The 15691-nt window shown below is 67.8% G+C and carries 15 protein-coding genes; 12 read left to right on the top strand and 3 right to left on the bottom strand.

Annotation, left to right across the window (positions count from 1 at the left end; all coding sequences use genetic code 11):
- Positions 1–73: 73 nt before the first annotated feature.
- The 8 genes from VH571_RS03205 (at position 74) to VH571_RS03240 (ending at position 8316) form a co-directional block, all read left to right on the top strand.
- Positions 74–895 carry a hypothetical protein gene (locus VH571_RS03205; protein ID WP_423263283.1) on the top strand — a complete coding sequence of 274 codons (822 nt, stop codon included), beginning with the start codon at positions 74–76 and terminating at the stop codon, positions 893–895.
- Positions 892–3210 (top strand): HAD-IB family hydrolase, encoded by a 2319-nt coding sequence (locus tag VH571_RS03210; RefSeq protein WP_423263284.1) that lies wholly within the window; start codon positions 892–894, stop codon positions 3208–3210. The genes VH571_RS03205 and VH571_RS03210 overlap by 4 nt, the downstream gene beginning before the upstream one ends.
- A 47-nt stretch (positions 3211–3257) precedes the next feature.
- A complete protein-coding gene (locus tag VH571_RS03215; RefSeq protein ID WP_055960887.1) occupies positions 3258–4052 on the top strand; it encodes a hypothetical protein in 795 nt (264 codons plus the stop codon).
- A gap of 101 nt (positions 4053–4153) precedes the next feature.
- Positions 4154–4945, top strand: a complete 792-nt coding sequence (locus tag VH571_RS03220; RefSeq protein ID WP_423263285.1) for a DUF4129 domain-containing protein — start codon at positions 4154–4156, stop codon at positions 4943–4945.
- The gene (locus tag VH571_RS03225) at positions 4942–5436 is read left to right on the top strand and encodes a hypothetical protein (RefSeq protein WP_423263286.1); all 495 of its coding nucleotides are present in this window, start codon (positions 4942–4944) and stop codon (positions 5434–5436) included. Before VH571_RS03220 ends, VH571_RS03225 begins: the two co-directional genes overlap by 4 nt.
- Positions 5433–6446: an AAA family ATPase gene (locus tag VH571_RS03230; protein WP_423263288.1), complete on the top strand. Its 1014-nt coding sequence runs from the start codon at positions 5433–5435 to the stop codon at positions 6444–6446. The genes VH571_RS03225 and VH571_RS03230 overlap by 4 nt, the downstream gene beginning before the upstream one ends.
- The gene (locus VH571_RS03235) at positions 6443–7771 is read left to right on the top strand and encodes a DUF58 domain-containing protein (protein WP_423263290.1); all 1329 of its coding nucleotides are present in this window, start codon (positions 6443–6445) and stop codon (positions 7769–7771) included. The genes VH571_RS03230 and VH571_RS03235 overlap by 4 nt, the downstream gene beginning before the upstream one ends.
- Positions 7768–8316, top strand: coding sequence for a hypothetical protein (locus VH571_RS03240; RefSeq protein WP_423263291.1), 549 nt, complete (start codon positions 7768–7770; stop codon positions 8314–8316). The genes VH571_RS03235 and VH571_RS03240 overlap by 4 nt, the downstream gene beginning before the upstream one ends.
- A gap of 121 nt (positions 8317–8437) precedes the next feature.
- Here the strand turns inward: VH571_RS03240 and VH571_RS03245 are convergent, their stop codons facing one another.
- Positions 8438–9325, bottom strand: a complete 888-nt coding sequence (locus tag VH571_RS03245) for an amidase domain-containing protein (RefSeq protein WP_423263293.1) — start codon at positions 9323–9325, stop codon at positions 8438–8440.
- A gap of 316 nt (positions 9326–9641) precedes the next feature.
- Between VH571_RS03245 and VH571_RS03250 the strand changes: the two genes are divergently transcribed.
- Positions 9642–11489 (top strand): MDR family MFS transporter, encoded by a 1848-nt coding sequence (locus tag VH571_RS03250; protein ID WP_423263295.1) that lies wholly within the window; start codon positions 9642–9644, stop codon positions 11487–11489.
- 470 nt (positions 11490–11959) lie between these two features.
- Entirely contained in the window at positions 11960–12463 is a 504-nt protein-coding gene (locus tag VH571_RS03255) for a flavin reductase family protein (protein ID WP_055960904.1), read from the top strand.
- On the opposite strand, the gene VH571_RS03260 is transcribed toward VH571_RS03255, so the two are convergent.
- Positions 12460–13308 (bottom strand): DNA-methyltransferase, encoded by an 849-nt coding sequence (locus tag VH571_RS03260; RefSeq protein WP_194602500.1) that lies wholly within the window; start codon positions 13306–13308, stop codon positions 12460–12462. The two genes, VH571_RS03255 and VH571_RS03260, sit on opposite strands and share 4 nt — an antisense overlap.
- A gap of 108 nt (positions 13309–13416) precedes the next feature.
- Here VH571_RS03260 and VH571_RS03265 point away from each other — a divergent pair, with 108 nt between their 5' ends.
- Both VH571_RS03265 and VH571_RS03270 read left to right on the top strand, forming a co-directional pair.
- On the top strand, positions 13417–13689 hold the full coding sequence (locus tag VH571_RS03265) for a GNAT family N-acetyltransferase (protein WP_423263296.1): 273 nt from the start codon (positions 13417–13419) through the stop codon (positions 13687–13689).
- A 107-nt stretch (positions 13690–13796) separates the two neighbouring features.
- Positions 13797–14546: a hypothetical protein gene (locus VH571_RS03270; RefSeq protein WP_423263297.1), complete on the top strand. Its 750-nt coding sequence runs from the start codon at positions 13797–13799 to the stop codon at positions 14544–14546.
- A 92-nt stretch (positions 14547–14638) separates the two neighbouring features.
- Here the strand turns inward: VH571_RS03270 and VH571_RS03275 are convergent, their stop codons facing one another.
- The gene (locus tag VH571_RS03275) at positions 14639–15688 is read right to left on the bottom strand and encodes a lipoyl protein ligase domain-containing protein (protein WP_423263298.1); all 1050 of its coding nucleotides are present in this window, start codon (positions 15686–15688) and stop codon (positions 14639–14641) included.
- Positions 15689–15691 lie beyond the last annotated feature (3 nt).

The raw sequence follows: 15691 nt of genomic DNA on the forward strand, positions 1-15691 counted from the left end.
CTTACGATACGGTGCCTACGGGGAGATTCGCGCATCGATCCCGGCTCAGACCCCCTCCGGAGGCACACGTTTCATGACCGACAGCCCGAATTCCGAGGCGGCAGGCCCCTTCGACATCCGTGAGTTCACACGGACGGCGCAGGGCAACTTCCGCGCCGACCTCGACCTCACCTCCTACGAGGCGCATCCCCTCGACGCCGAGACCCTCGAACTGGTCCGCTATCTGTCGAGGCTCGAGGCAGCGACCATGGAGCACCTGCGCAACCTGCTCGTCACGGCGACCCATAAAGACGCCCGCGTCACCGCGTTCCTCGTCACCTGGGCGTTCGAGAAGTTCTGGATGGCCGACGCCCTCGACGCCGTGCTCGGCGCGCACGGTCTCGATCGCACCCGCAACGTCGACGAGGGACCTCCCCGCACGGGTGCCGACGAGGCGATCCAGCGCTCCGGTCCGATCCGACGCGCCATCGCCGCCGTCGGGCTCGGCGCTCCCATCGTGGCCACCCACATGACCCTCGGACTGGTCGACGAGTGGATTCTCCGCGCGGCATATGATCATCTCCGCGCGACGACCGACTCGCCCGCGCTCCGCGACACGATCGGCAGGATCCAGATCATCAAGCAACGACACGAGGCCTTCTTCGCAGACGAGACCGAGTGGCGCCTGAGCGACTCCAAGCGCGCCGCCCGTCAGACGCGCGCGGCTCTCGCGACGGCGGCCTGGCCCATCGGCGGGGTCGAGCGCGCCGCCGCCGACCGCGACCGGTTCGAGGCATTCGTCTTCGCAGGATCCGACGGCTCGGCTCGTGCGGACGACATCGGGCGCCGCGTCGCCTCTCTCCCCGGCATGGATGCGCGCATCGGCCAGACGACCGCAAAGAAGCTGACCCCGTGAGTGCACTCGACTTTCCCGATTTCTCGACCGACCTCGGATCCTCGCATGTGTTCCTCACCGGCGGCACTGGCTTCGTCGGTCAGGCGATCCTCGAGCGGCTCCTCGCGAGCCACCCGGGCACCAGGATCACCCTGCTCATCCGTACCAAGGGGAGCACCTCGGGCGTCGACCGTCTTCGTCACGTACTGCGCAAGCCCGTCTTCGCCTCCTGGCGCGAGAGTGTCGGCCCCGACGGGGTCGAAGACGCGATCCTGAACCGGCTGAACGTGCTCGAAGGCGGTCTCGATGCCGTCCCCGAGCTGCCGGGCGACCTCGACGTCGTGATCCACTCCGCGTCGAGCGTCTCGTTCGACCCGCCCATCGACCAGGCCTTCGAGACGAACGTCGGCGGTGCCGTCGGCCTGTACGAGGCGCTGATCGCCTCGGGCACCGACCCGCACGTCGTCCACGTCTCGACCGCCTACGTCGGCGGCCTCCGCAAGGGCATCTTCCCCGAGGCCTCGCTCACCCACGAGGTCGACTGGCGCACCGAGTTCGAGGCCGCCCGTGCCGCTCGCTCCCGCGTCGAGCTGTCGTCGCGCCAGCCGGAAGTGCTGCGCCGCTTCATCGCCGAAGCCCGGGCCAAGCACGGCAAAGAAGGACCCCTCGCAGTCTCGCGCGAGGCCGAGGAGCGCCGCGTGGCCTGGGTCAAGGCGAAACTCGTCGACCACGGTCGCGCCCGCGCCGAGAGCCTCGGCTGGACCGACGTCTACACGCTCACGAAGGCCTTCGCCGAGCGCGCGGCCGAGCAGATGTGGGCGGCTCGCGGTCACCGCCTGTCGTTCGTGCGCCCGGCGATCGTCGAGAGCGCGCTCCGCCACCCGTACCCCGGCTGGATCGACGGCTTCAAGGTCGCCGACCCGCTGATCATGGCCTACGGCCGCGGCATGCTCCCCGAGTTCCCGGGCGTGCCCGACAGCGTCCTCGACGTGGTGCCGGTCGACTTCGTCGTCAACGTGATCGTCTTGGTCGCGTCCAACCCCGCGGCCGCTGGCGAGCCGCAGTTCTTCCACGTGTCGTCGGGCGCCAGCAATCCGCTGCCGATCCACCGGATGTTCACGAACCTCAGCATGTTCTTCACGGCCAATCCGCTGCCGACCGCCGACAGCGGCTCCATTGCCGCCGCGACCTGGCGCTTCCCGGGCGGGCGCAAGGTCGAACGCGCTGTCCGGCTCCAGGCGCGTCTCAATGATGCGCGCGAATCGGTCTTTCTGCGGCTGCCGTCCACCGACCGGACGCGAGAGGCCCTCGCCGGAGTCGATCGTCGCCGCGCCGACCTCGAGTCGTTGCAGAGCCTGACCGATCTCTATCGCCACTACATCCAGTCGGAGATCATCTTCGACGATCGCCGCACGAAGGCGCTTCAGGCCGCTCTGGTCGCCACCCAGCCGACCGAGGTGTCGGGCGACATCGGCTTCGACATGGCCGACATCCAGTGGGAGGACTACTTCCAGACCGTGCACTTCCCCGCGGTCACGACGATGACCCGGGCGTTCAGCGTTCGGCCCGCCTCGTCCGGCCCCGCGCTCGATCGCGAGCTGCCCCGCCGTAAAGACGTCGTGGCGATCTTCGATCTCGAGGGCACCGTCGTCGACTCGAACATCGTCGAGCAGTACCTCTGGGTGCGCGGCTCCGGCTTCGGCAAGGCGGCCTGGCCCGCCGAGGTGGCGAGTCTCCTCGCGTCGCTTCCCGGCTACCTTCGCGCCGAACAGCGCGATCGAGGCGAGTTCATTCGCGCGTTCCTCCGTCGATACGAGGGCATGCCGGTGACCCGCCTCGAAGAGGTCGTAGCTCGCGGCTACGCCCAGACGCTTCTCAAGCACACGATGCCGGAAGCCCTCGAGCGCATCGCCGCCCACCGCGCCGCCGGGCACCGCACCGTGCTCGTCACGGGCTCCATCGGAACACTCGTCTCGCCTCTCGCTCACCTGTTCGACGAGGTGGTCGCCGGGACGATGCATGCCCGTGACGGCATTTACACCGGATACCTTGCTCAGCCCCCGGTGGTCGACGAGGCACGAGCAGCCTGGCTGCGCCAATACGCCGAGCGGAACAGTGTCGATCTTTCAGCTTCGTACGGTTACGGTGATAGTCACGCCGACCTCGTCTGGCTCGAAATGCTCGGAAATCCAAGCGCCGTCAACCCGGATTCCAATCTGTCTCGTGAAGCCCTCCGAAGAAAGTGGAGAATCCGCGATTGGAAGCGCGGGCCGATCCAGCTAACCTCGAGTCACCTGAGGTCAGCGGGAGAAACCCCCGCAGGCGGCACCGACTAGGCACACCCGAGAGGAGTGGAAGAGGCATATGCCTCTTCCGACATACGATGGCATTCGATATCGACAAGTACGCTGCAGGCTCTGAACGCCTGGGCTGGGACGACCTCGATCTCGAGCACTTCCGCGAAAACCCGCTCTCGCCCGAGACGCTCCGCACTCTCCGCTACATGGCCGACGTCGAGTACCACACGGTCTGCTACACCCGCGATCTGCTCACGACCCCGTCGCATAAAGACGGCGAGATCTCGACGTTCATGACGATGTGGAACCGCGAGGAGTTCTGGCACGGCGAGGCCCTGGGCGCCGTCCTGGCTGTCCACGGAATCACCGTCGACTACGACGCCCTCCGCGCCTCCCGCCTCAAGCTCGGCTGGCGTGACCGCCTCGACCCAATCAAGCAGTCCATGCTCGGCAAGATCGTCGGCAGCGACTTCGTAGCCGTCCACATGTCCTGGGGCGCCGCAAACGAGTGGTCTGCCGTGAGCGCCTACAAGCGCATGGCCGACCTCGAGACCGACCCCGTGCTGGGCGAGCTGCTGCGGCGCATCGCCAAGCAAGAGACACGGCACGTCGCCTTCTACGTCTCGCAGGCTCGCGAGCGCCTCCTCAAGAGCAAGCGTGCTCAGAAGCTCACCCGCCTCCTCCTGTCGAAGTTCTGGGCCCCGGTGGGCTCGAGCATCATGGAGCGCGACGACGTCCAGTTCGTCTTCGGCCAGATCATGGGCGGCGTCGAGGGGCGCAAAGAGATGAAGAAGCTCGACAACAACATTGCGAGCCTTCCCGGCATGCAGGGCCTGACCATCTTCGAGAAAGCCCTCGACGGCCTCGGCGTGGCGGCGTAGCGCCTTCCTCCACGCAGGCGGTCTTTCCAGCGCGGACGAGTTGTCCACAGGGCTGACCTATGCCGCAGAGCCCCCGGTCGGAATCGACTAGCGTCGAATCCATGCCCACCGACACCGAGCTACCCGAGAGCGACGCACGACCGCGTCCCAACTCGGGTGCGCGTCGGCTTCCGGTCGCGGGCATTCTCGCCGTCGTGCTCGGTCTCCTCGTCGTTATCGGCAGCGCCTTCGGTGGCGAACTCCGATTCTCCGGCCCGCGCTGGAGCCTCGGGGGCTTTCCCACCGCCACACCGCCCGCCCCTCCGTCGCAGCCGGCTGACAACCCCACGGCATCGCCTCCGGCGACCAGCGGAGCATCCACGCCAGACCTCACTTGGCTCGTCGTCGTCGTGGCGTGCCTCGCCGCACTCGCCCTCGCGATCGTGGTCATCCGGTGGTGGCGCTCCCGTCGCCGCGATCGGCCTGCCGCTACCGCCGCGTCGCTCGACGAGTTGAGCGACCCCTCACCCCTCGCCGACGACCCGTCGATCGAGACCAGCGCCCCCTATCTGCGCCGGGGCCTGCGCCTTGCCCTCGATCTCCTCGACGGCGATCGCGCGCCGAACGACGCCATCGTCGCCGCCTGGCTGGGCCTTCAAGAGGCCGCCGAAGACGCCGGCTACTCTCGCCTCGACTCCGAGACTCCGACCGAGTTCACAAGCCGGATCCTTCGCCTGACCGGGGTCGACGGGGAGTCCCTCGGCACGCTCCGACGCCTCTACCTCGCCGTGCGATTCGGAGACGCCGTCGCGTCGCCTGCCGACAACATCACCGCACGCCAGGCGCTCGTCGTCCTCGAGGCCCAATGGGCCGAGCGTTCCGCCCACCCGGCCGACGACGGCGGTCACGCGTGAGCTTCCGCCGAACCCTGATCCTCTCGTCCGTCGCGGCGCTCGTCGTGGGTGCCATCGTCTACTTCTTCGGCCTCGACGTCGTCGGTTCCGTGGTCGTCAGCGTCGTCGCCCTCGGCGTCCTCCTCGTCATCGGCCTGACCTGGGAGTCGTTCGCCGGAGAGAACGCCCTTGCGTGGCCTCAACCGCCAATCCGCCGAACCCCGGGCGCGCGGCTCGACGTTGAAGAGCTCAGCTGGTCGATGAAGACCCGCGGCGGCGTCCAAGACCGCACCGTCGCGAGGGCCCGAGAGGCGGCCCGTCATCGACTGCTCTTTCTCTACGGCCTCGATCTCTTTGATCCGGGCGACCGACCCGAGATCGAGAAGATCCTGGCACCCGGCGTCGTGCGCACACTCCTGGTGCCGCGCGCCACAAATCTCGACCTGATCTCCTTCACCCGCCTCCTGAATGCCATCGAGGCACTCGGGTCGCCTACCGAGAGGCACACGTGACCACCTCCGCCCCCGCATCCCTCTCCATCGCCGAGGTCGCCTCGCTCAGCAGGCGAGTGCTCGACGAGGTCGGCGAGCTCGTCGTCGGCATGCGCGAGCCGCTCGAGCTCGCGTTCGCCAGCATCCTCGCGGGTGGCCACGTTCTCTTCGAAGACGTCCCCGGGCTCGGCAAGACCCTGGCAGCGCGGAGCATCGCGCAGGCGACCGGTCTCGACTTCCGTCGTCTCCAGTGCACGCCCGACCTTCTCCCCGCCGACATCACCGGCTCGTTCCTGTACGCCCCCGCCACGTCCGAGTTCGTCTTCCGCCCGGGCCCGGTCTTCACAGGCCTGTTCCTCGCCGACGAGATCAACCGCACCTCCCCGAAGACGCAGTCCGCCCTGCTCGAAGCCATGGCCGAGGGCCAGGTGACGGTCGAAGGCCAGAGCTTCCCGCTCCCCCATCCGTTCCACGTCATCGCGACGTCCAACCCCATCGAGTACGAGGGCACCTACGCCCTGCCCGAGGCGCAGCTCGACCGGTTCATGGTGCGCCTCTCGGTCGGCTACCCGAGCCGCGAGGGCGAGCAGAGAGTCCTCCTCAGCCGTGTGGCGCGACGCCGTGAGGTCGGGCGGATCAACGCGGTCATCGATCCCGAGACGCTCCTCGCCATGCAGGCCACGGTCGAGGGCGTGCACGTCGATCCCGACATCGCCCTCTACTGCGTCGACCTCGCCACCGCGACCCGCGAGAACCGCGACATCCAGGTCGGTGCTTCTCCTCGCGGCGCCCAAGGTCTCATGCTCGTCGGCCGAGGTCGCGCGGTGATGGACGGCCGCGATTTCGTCACGCCCGAAGACATCAAGGCGGCTGCCATCCCCGTGCTCGCGCACCGGGTGTCGCTCACTCCCCAGGCCTGGGCCGATGGCGTCGACGCCGCCCAGGTCATCGGCTCGATCGTCTCGCGGGTCGCCGGGCCTCCGGCGGTGGGCCGCGCAAACGACCCCGTCGACTCCTCGACTCCTCGATGAGCGACGCCCGACCCGGCGGGCACGCCGACCGCACCTCACTGCGGCCACGCTGGTCGCTCAATCCGGCGGTCGGGTACGCCGCCGCTGCCGCCGCGCTCCTGGCAGGCCTCGCCCTCGTCACCTCCCGCCCCGAGTTCGCCCTGATCGCCCTCCCACTCTTCGCTATCGTGGCGTTCGGGGTCGAGCGGAGGCCACGCCGCTCCGACGTCGTGACGACCACCACACGGCTGGCGCCCGACACGGATGCCACCGGTGTCGGCTACGACACCCGATTCGACCTCTCCGCCGATGTCGACGCCCTCGCCGTGGTCCTCGCCACCGCCGACGGAACGACGCACCGATTCGCTGTCACCCCCGAAACCGCGAGGCGCCTCATCGGAAAAGTGGCGGTCACGCACTCCGGGCCGCAAGAGATCCTGCGGCTGCACTACTCGGCGCTGGGCGCCGCCGGCGCCGCCTTCACCTCACCTGACGCGGGCCCCGCGAGCTCCCGTCTGGTGCCACCGCCGCGACTCCCCATCGACAGCCTTCCGCTGCCCCACCGAGTGGTGGGCATCACCGGGGCTCACGACTCCGCGACGCCGGGCGATGGCGGCGAGTTCCGCGATGTCGCGCTCTTCGCACCGGGCGATCGGCTCCGGCGAATCGACTGGAAGGTCACCGCCCGGAGGGCGCAGCTCCCCGGCGACCTCTACGTCCGCCGGACGTTCTCGACGGCTGACGCGATCGTCATGCTCGTCATCGACGACCGAGACGAGGTGAGCGCCGACATCTCTCGGTGGTCCGGGTCAAAAGGGCCCCTGACCTCCACGACGTCTCTCGACCTCGCTCGCGAAGCGGCGGCCTCATTAGCTTCCGCCTATCTCGCAGCGGGCGATCGGGTCGGGTTGCGCGACCTCGCCGGCACGGCGCGCTCGGTCGAGCCCGGGGGCGGCACGCGGCACCTGCAGCGTCTCCGGACCACAATCGCCACCGCGGCTCCGACCGGGCGCCCCGTGAAGACGACCCGCACGCCCATCGTCCCCGCCTCGGCACTCGTGGTGGTGATCTCGTCGTTCCTCGACGACCTCGCAGCCACCATGGCGGTGACGTGGGCCTCGACAGGCCATCGCGTTCTCGCCATCGACACACTGCCCCAGGTCGACGTAACCGCCGCAAGCCGCGAGGAGCGCACCGCGTTCCAGCTCCTGATGCTCGAACGCACCAGTCGTCTCGACGGCATGACAGCCTCCGGCGTCGAGCCCGTCCGCTGGGATGCCGCTCCCGGCTCCGCCGTGCCAGCCGTGCGACTGCGCGCCCTCACCCGCCCGCGGCGGATCCGATGAGCGACACGAACCGGGGCCGTGCGATGCCCACGAGCTTTCCCAACATCGGCCCGACCGTTCCCGCCCTCGCCCTCTCCGCTCTGACGTTCATCGCCGGAGCGGGCGCCGGCTTCCTCGTGCTCGGGGTGAGCGGCTGGCTCGTGGTGGCACTGCTGCTTGCGCTCGGTGCAGCGGCCGTGCCCCGCGGCCCCTTCGCCGCGATACTGATCGTGCTCCTCGCGGTCGCGCTGGTGGCGGGCGGTCGGCCCGGCTACGCGCCACCGCTGATCGGGCTGCTGGCAGCGGGGCACCTGCTTGTCGCTGTCGGATCCTTGTCTGCGTGGCTCCCGCGCCGGGCCTCAGTGCAGCTCGCTGTGCTGCGGCGCCCGCTGCTCCGCTATCTGGTCGTGCAGGTGGCAGCGCAGATCGTCGCCTTCGCGGTGCTCGCGCTCGTCCGCCCGGCCGGCGCTGAGGCGGGCTCGGTGTGGCTCGGGCTCGTCGGCGCGATCGCCGCACTCGCTCTCGCGGCCGTCGTAGCACCCCTGCTGCTGCGGCCTGCGCGCTGACGGCCGCTCGCGAGGTCCGTCTCGGCGCGCGAGGCACCCCCGGTTGGCCAGATAACCCCCAGATGCCGGGCCCGATCTGGCCGACCGGGGGTGCGTCACGGCACGTGACCTCCACACGCAGCTACAGCGAGGCGGGCACCTTGTAGAACCAGACCTTCGCGCCCGGGTGATCTTTCGTGATCGCCGTGTCGAGGTCGCGGTAGTCGTAGTCGAGGTTGTGCCCGACGAGCGAGATCTTCGAGCCGTCGATGGCGGAGACGATCATCACGTGGTCAGGAACGTCGTTGTTGTTCCAGTCGAAGTACGCGAGATCGCCGACCGACAGTTGAGAGCGCTGGTCGGCCGTGAGCGGGGTGAATCCGAGCGAGGGGTTGGCCTTGAGGTAGTTGTCGAATGCGGGTGCGTACCCCCACGTCTCGCTGTGGCCCGACGAGTTGTAGTGCCAGGAGTCGTTCTGCGCGAGGCCCCGGGCATCGAGCGCCTGGCTGACGAAGTTCTGGCAGTCGCCGCCGACCGAGTTGAAGTCGAGGTACGAGGCGTTGTAGGTCGGGGCGTTCCAGTGCGCGAAGGCGTACTGCATCTCGCGGTCGACGCCCGACGAGACCTTCCAGGTGTACGACGCGGTGGCGGCGGCACTGACGGGCTTCGACCCCGCGTACGCGACGACGTCGCCACTCGCCGGCTGGTAGTCGACCGAGCGCGGAACGACCGCAGTCACCTTGGAATCGCTGACGACCTTCACATCGGTTGCGTCTTCCGTGCCGATCTTGACGCGATCGACGGCACCGAGGTTCGACCCCGTGAGAGTGATCGTGGTGCCGCCCGTGACTCCGCCCACGACGGGCGAGACCTTCGAGACGGCAGCGGCTGCCGGTGTGGCGGACGCCCTGGGGGTGCCCTGGCCGAGGGTGGCGGGTGCGCTCACTCCGTTCGACCCGGCCGTGCAGCCGGCGAGGAGTGACACGGCGACCACCGTCACGATCAGGGTGGGGGCGATCCTTCTCGGCATACAGCAGACTCCACTCGTTTCGACGCCGTTCGGCGGGCGCCAGGATATCATCGACGGTTTTGCGCCCCCTGGTCTCTCCCCAGGCCATTCGGGCCAAGGATCCCAGCGCTTGCGTGGTCAAATTCCTGGCAGTCATGTAAATTTGCACCGCACGCAAAGATTTGCGCGACCGCAACGCCGGCCGTCACCGGATCAGTCACCACCATCGGATCAGCCACGGCTGCGTCAGTCACCACACCGCGTCAGCCACAGCCACAGCCACAGCCACAGCCACAACCACAGCACCAGTCATCGCCACAGCACCAGAGAGAGTCACATGTCCCGGGCAGATACAGCCGCACCAGAAACGGCACCCGTCGAGAAGCAGGGCCTGATGAACCACAGGCAGATCCTGTTCGTCATCTTCGGCCTCATGGCAGGTATGTTCCTGTCGTCGCTTGACCAGACCATCGTCGGAACGGCGATCCGCACCATCGGCGACGACCTCCACGGTCTCGATCACCAGGCCTGGGTCACCACCGCCTACCTGATCTGCTCCACGATCTCGACGCCGATCTACGGAAAGCTCTCCGACCTCTTCGGTCGTCGGCCGCTGTTCATCATCGCGATCGCGATCTTCATCCTCGGCTCGGCCGCCGCGTCGTTCTCCGATTCGATGTACATGCTCGCCGCCTTCCGCGGCCTGCAGGGTCTCGGCGCCGGTGGCCTCATGGCTCTCCCGCTCGCGATCATGGGCGACATCCTCGCTCCTCGCCAGCGCGCGAAGTACCAGGGCTACTTCCTTGCCGTGTTCGGCATCTCGAGCGTCATCGGCCCGCTGATCGGCGGTCTCTTCGCTGGCGCGGACGAGATCCTCTTCATCACCGGATGGCGCTGGGTCTTCCTCCTGAACGTGCCCATCGGCGTCGTCGCGCTCTTCATCGTGGGCCGGTTCTTGCACATCCCCGGTCAGAGCCGCAAAGACAACATCCGCATCGACTGGTGGGGCGCCGCGATGGTCATCGTGTCTGCCGCGCCTCTCCTGCTGGTCGCCGAGCAGGGCCGCATCTGGGGCTGGGGCTCGCTCAACGCCTGGGTCTGCTACGTCATCGGCGGGCTGGGCATCATCGCCTTCATCGTCGCCGAGCGCATGATGGGCGACGCCGCCCTGATCCCGCTGAAGCTCTTCAAGAGCCGCACCTTCTCGATGGCGACCATCCTCGGCGTCCTGGTCGGTTTCGGCATGTTCGGTGCGCTCCTCACCGTGCCGCTCTACCTGCAGCTCGTCAACGGGTCGACGCCCACCGAGTCGGGCTTCCAGATGCTCCCGATGATCCTCGGCCTGATGATCTCGTCGATCGTCTCCGGTCAGATCATCTCGCGCACCGGGCAGTACAAGATGTTCCCGCCGATCGGAACCGCGTTCATGATCCTCGGCTTCGCCTGGTTCTCGCAGGTGAGCTACGACAAGCCCTGGTACTACCTCTCGATCGGCATGGTGCTGGTCGGTCTCGGTCTCGGTCAGCTGATGCAGACGCTGACGCTCGCCTCGCAGAACTCGGTCGGACCGCGCGACATCGGTGTGGCCACGTCGTCGTCGACGTTCTTCCGTCAGATCGGTGGAACCCTGGGCACGGCGGTGCTCTTCTCGGTGCTGTTCTCCCGTCTCTCGACGACGATTCCGGAGTCGTTCCAAGACAAGACGCTCGCCGCCGCCCAGCAGAAGGCCCTCGCCGACCCGTCGGTGCTCGCCGACCCGAACAACTCGAGTCTCATCGCGCTGCTCAAGAAGGCCGCGTCGGGCGACACCTCGGCTCTCGGCAACGCCCTCAATGGCGACACGTCGTTCCTCAACAAGGCGGCGCTGGCTCTCAAGGCGCCGTTCCTCGACGGATTCGCCAACGCGACGGTGACGGTCTTCACTATCTCGCTGGTGGTCGTGGCCGTGGCATTCGTGCTGAGCTTCTTCCTCCGCCCGGCACCGCTCCGCACACGCTCGGCCCTCGACGAAGCGGCCCACCAGGACGCCACCGACGCTGCGGCATCCGACGCGCGTGACGCCGAAGAGACCGATCGGGCCGCACTTGCCGCGCAATCCGCCGCGAACACGATGGGCTCGCCGGTCTCTCCCGACACAGGAAGCATCCGGCTTCCAGGATCCGGCAGCTCGACCTCACACCACTGACGCTCTCGGCTCGCAAACGACGCCCCGGCCTTCTCCCAGAGCGGCCGGGGCGTCGCTGGTTCGCGGCAGGCGGCAGATGCGGCGGGGCGCGTGCGCCTGAGCTGAGGTGCACGGCGGATTCAGCTGCGGCTGCCGGATCCTGAATTCAGGTGCATTCGCCCTGCTGCCGTCGGCCACGCTCCTGAACTCAGGTGCACTCGCCGAGCAGCCCTGACATCAGGATCGTAGATGCGAATGTCTCCTGAGCTCTTGACGTCTGGGGCGATTTCGGCCTGACATAACGACCAGTGCGCCTGAACTCAGGATTCGCCACCGCCCCGCGAGCCCGGTGCACCTGAACTCAGGACGCCGCACAACGCGGTCCGGCGCAATCAGAACGTAACGAAACAGCGCGTCATTTACCGGCCCGCGAAATCTAGATTCAACAATCGAGTGACAGCATGGAGCAACCGACTCGCGAAGGACGTTCCATGGCTCTCACCCCGTACTCCCCGGATCCGCAGCTTCTGCGGACCACGTTCTCGTACTTCCCGTCCGGCGTCGTCGCCCTCGCCGCCGAGATCGAGGGTGCGCGAGAGGGTCTCGTCGCGTCGTCGTTCACCGTGGGCGTCTCGATGGATCCGCCCCTGGTGCTGTTCTCCGTGCAGAACACCTCGACCACCTGGCCGGTGCTGAAGCGCGCCGAGCGGATCGGCATCTCGGTGCTGGGCGAGACGCACGGCCAGACCGCCCGGCAGATCGCCGCGAAAGACAAGGCGACCCGGTTCGAGAACCTCGAGCTCGAGACCAGCGAGCAGGGTGCCCTTTTCGTTAAGGGTTCCCCGGTGTGGCTCGAGACGAAGGCCTACGCCGAGTACCCCGCCGGCGACCACACGCTGATCCTGCTCGAGGTCACGGGCCTCTACGCCGACGCGAGCGTCGAACCGCTCGTCTTCCACGGGTCTGCTTTCAAGCAGCTCCTGAAGACGGCCTAGAGAAAAGTCGCGCCGGGCAGGCGCTTGCGGATCACGTCGATGGCCTCGGCGTTGCCGTCGACCAGGACGAAGCGCCGCCCCAGTTCGGCGGCCGCAGCGCCGGTCGTGCCGGATCCTGCGAAGAAATCGAGCACCCAGTCGCCCTCGCGGGTCGACGCTTGAATGATGCGGCGCAGGATCCCGAGCGGCTTCTGGGTCGGATACCCCGTCTTCTCACGGCCCGTCGGCGACACGATCGTGTGCCACCAGACGTCGGTCGGCAGTTTTCCGCGTGCCGCCTTCTCGGGCGTGACCAGCCCCGGCGCCATGTAGGGCTCGCGGTCGACGGCCGTCGAGTCGAAGTGATACTTCGCCGGATCTTTCACGTAGACGAGGATCGTGTCGTGCTTCGTCGGCCAGTGGCTGCGGCTTTTAGCGCCGTAGTCGTAGGCCCAGATGATCTCGTTGAGAAAAGACGCCCGACCGAAGAGCGCGTCGAGCAGCACCTTGGCGTAGTGCGCTTCGCGGTAGTCGAGGTGGAGGTAGAGGGTTCCATCGTCGGCGAGCAAGCGCCAGGCCTCGGCGAGCCGGGGTTCGAGAAACGACCAGTAGTCGTCGAAGCGGTCGTCGTACTTCATCAGGTCGCCGCGGATGCGCTCGTACTGGACGCCCTTGAAGCCGGTCACCGCTCCCGTGCGCGACCCGCGGACGGAATGCGTCTCGTGACGGAATTGGCTCCGACCGGTGTTGAACGGCGGGTCAAGGTAGACCACCGTGAATGCGCCGTCGGGAAGGGCGGGAAGAACGTCGAGATTCTCGCCGTGGACGACGAGATCGGGTGACTCGGGGGTCCAGCTAACGGGCATCCCCCTATTGTGGCCGTCTGCGGTGTCAGGGCCGACCACCCCTCATGATGGCTGCGCCGGAGCCTGCTCTCACGACACCGGCGTATCGTTCACGGAATGAGTGTGGAAGTGCGTCACGACGAAGCCCAGAACCAGTACACGATCCTCGACGGAGACCGACCGGTCGGCTTCGCCGCGTACCAGATCACCGGCAACGAAATCGCGTTCACTCACACCGAGGTCGACCCTTCGGAGCAGGGCAAAGGACTCGCAGCGGTGCTCGTGCAGCACGCCCTCGACGACGTGGCGGCAAACACCGAACTCCGCGTCGTGCCCGCCTGCTCGTACGTCGAGATGTTCGTGAAGAAGAACGCGCAGTACGAAGAGCTCACCCGCCGCTAACGGTTCGGGCCCCTCTACCGATAGTGGCAGGAGGGGCACCTCTCCCCGTTCGGGTCGCACCCGATTGCGGACTTACGCACGCATCGCGCGTCGATCAGACTCACAGGGTGACCCTCGCCCATCAGCTCGCTCGTTTCGAGCTCATCCTCTCGTCGATCGACCCGGCTCTGCTCGCCTCGTTCGCGCCGGGCCTCGACGACGCCGGCGTCGAGTCACTCCGAGAGCAGATCGCGCCCAGGATCCTGAGCCCCCAGCTCGAGATCCTGTACCGCTGGCGCAGTGGCGGCCCGCTGCCCCTCTTCTTCGGTCGCGCCCTCCGCTCCCCCGCGCTCATCGCGGCACACGAGTCGGCCGACGACGAGGCCCGTGTCGATGGTGTCGCCGCATTCACCGTGGCGCTCGAACCCCGGCACCGCGATCTCTGCGTGCTGCTCGACGATCTGACAGAGGCAGCGGAAAGCGCAGGATCCGGCGCCCACGCCCGTCGTACCGCCCTGACCTCCGCGGCTCCTCCCGCTCACGAACCCCCCGGTATCCCCGACGAGGCGACCCACACCGTCGAAGAACTCGTCTTGGCGAGCGAGACCACCGACGTGGTCGGAACCGTGGAGGGCCGCATCACCGACCTGTGGAGCGCGACCGGCTACGCCGAATACCGCCTCGCCGACACCAGCGGAACCCTCGTGATCGGCATGCGCGACCTCAAGGCTGCGCCCGCGACCGGTCTCGGCGACGATGTCGTGATGACGGTGCGGATCCGCAAGGGAGCCGCTGCGATCACCGAACCGATCGACCCGCGCAGGCCGTCCATCCTCGGTGCGGTTCCGGCCGAGTACCTCGCCTATCGCGTGGCATGACCCGACCTGTTGACGCCTCGGCCGGGTTGCGCCTCGTCTGCTGCGGTCGGTTGGTGCCTCGCTGACGCGGCCGGTGGGGTGGTCGAAGACGCTCAGGGAACGCGCGCGAGCCACTCCGGCGTCGCGAACTTCGTGCGGACCAGCTCCTCCGCCTGAGCGAGCTCGTCGGCGGTGACGTGGCCCTCGGTCGCTCCGTAGAGTCCGGTGAACGTCTGCTTGAGCCGCTCGATCACCTCGGCACGGGGCAGTCCGGTCTGCGAGCGCAGCGGGTCGACGCGTTTGGCCGCGCTCGTGGTGCCCTTGTCGCTCATCTTCTCGCGGCCGATCCGCAGCACCTGCACCATCTTCTCGCCGTCCATGTCGTAGCTCATGGTCGCGTGGTGGAGGAGGGCACCGTTGCCCAGCCGCTTCTGGGCGGCCCCGCCGATCTTGCCCTTGGCGCTCGTGATGTCGTTGAGCGGCTGGTAGAACGCGTCGACGCCCATCGACTTGAGGCCGGTGATGACCCACTCGTCGAGGTAGGCGTACGAGTCGGCGAAGCTCATGCCCTGCACGAGGTCACCGGGCGCATAGAGCGAGTAGGTGACGATCGATTCGGCGTCCATGAACATGGCGCCGCCCCCCGAGACGCGGCGAACCACCTGGAAGCCGTACTTCTCGGCGTTCTCGGGATCGACCTCGTTCTTGAGCGACTGGAAGCTGCCGATCACGACGGCGGGCTCATTCCACTCCCAGAACCGCAGGGTCGGCCCACGGCGGCCGGCGCCGACCTCCTCGGTAAGCACCTGGTCGAGCGCGAGGTGGGTGTTCGGCGAGACGGGCCCGTCGTGGATGATCTGCCAGTCGTAGTCGCGCCAGGCGGTAGCGCGGCTCAGGCTCCGGCGGATCGCCACGGCGATCGCCTCGGGGCTCACGCCGAGCATGGTCGTGCCCTCGGGCAACCCGCGCCGCACGGCGGCTGCAATGTCGGCCGAGTCGGCTGCAGAGTCGAGCCCGTCAACCGATCGGTTGATGGCCTCCAGCGCCTCGTCGGGTTCAAGGAAGAAGTCGCCGGCGAGCCGGAAGTTCTCGATCCGACCGTCTTTCACGTCGAGGTCGACCACGACCAGCTTGCCGCCTGGGACCTTGTATTCACCGTGCATGCG

Source organism: Frondihabitans sp. 4ASC-45, assembly GCF_049472575.1.
Taxonomy (GTDB): Bacteria; Actinomycetota; Actinomycetes; order Actinomycetales; family Microbacteriaceae; genus Frondihabitans.

What these genes read in the sequence shown, in the direction of transcription:
- VH571_RS03205 (WP_423263283.1), top strand. Translation starts at nt 74, where the DNA reads ATGACCGACAGCCCGAATTCCGAGGCGGCAGGCCCCTTCGACATCCGT.
- VH571_RS03215 (WP_055960887.1), top strand. Translation starts at nt 3,258, where the DNA reads ATGGCATTCGATATCGACAAGTACGCTGCAGGCTCTGAACGCCTGGGC.
- VH571_RS03220 (WP_423263285.1), top strand. Translation starts at nt 4,154, where the DNA reads ATGCCCACCGACACCGAGCTACCCGAGAGCGACGCACGACCGCGTCCC.
- VH571_RS03235 (WP_423263290.1), top strand. Translation starts at nt 6,443, where the DNA reads ATGAGCGACGCCCGACCCGGCGGGCACGCCGACCGCACCTCACTGCGG.
- VH571_RS03240 (WP_423263291.1), top strand. Translation starts at nt 7,768, where the DNA reads ATGAGCGACACGAACCGGGGCCGTGCGATGCCCACGAGCTTTCCCAAC.
- VH571_RS03245 (WP_423263293.1), bottom strand. Translation starts at nt 9,325, where the DNA reads ATGCCGAGAAGGATCGCCCCCACCCTGATCGTGACGGTGGTCGCCGTG.
- VH571_RS03250 (WP_423263295.1), top strand. Translation starts at nt 9,642, where the DNA reads ATGTCCCGGGCAGATACAGCCGCACCAGAAACGGCACCCGTCGAGAAG.
- VH571_RS03255 (WP_055960904.1), top strand. Translation starts at nt 11,960, where the DNA reads ATGGCTCTCACCCCGTACTCCCCGGATCCGCAGCTTCTGCGGACCACG.
- VH571_RS03260 (WP_194602500.1), bottom strand. Translation starts at nt 13,308, where the DNA reads ATGCCCGTTAGCTGGACCCCCGAGTCACCCGATCTCGTCGTCCACGGC.
- VH571_RS03275 (WP_423263298.1), bottom strand. Translation starts at nt 15,688, where the DNA reads ATGCACGGTGAATACAAGGTCCCAGGCGGCAAGCTGGTCGTGGTCGAC.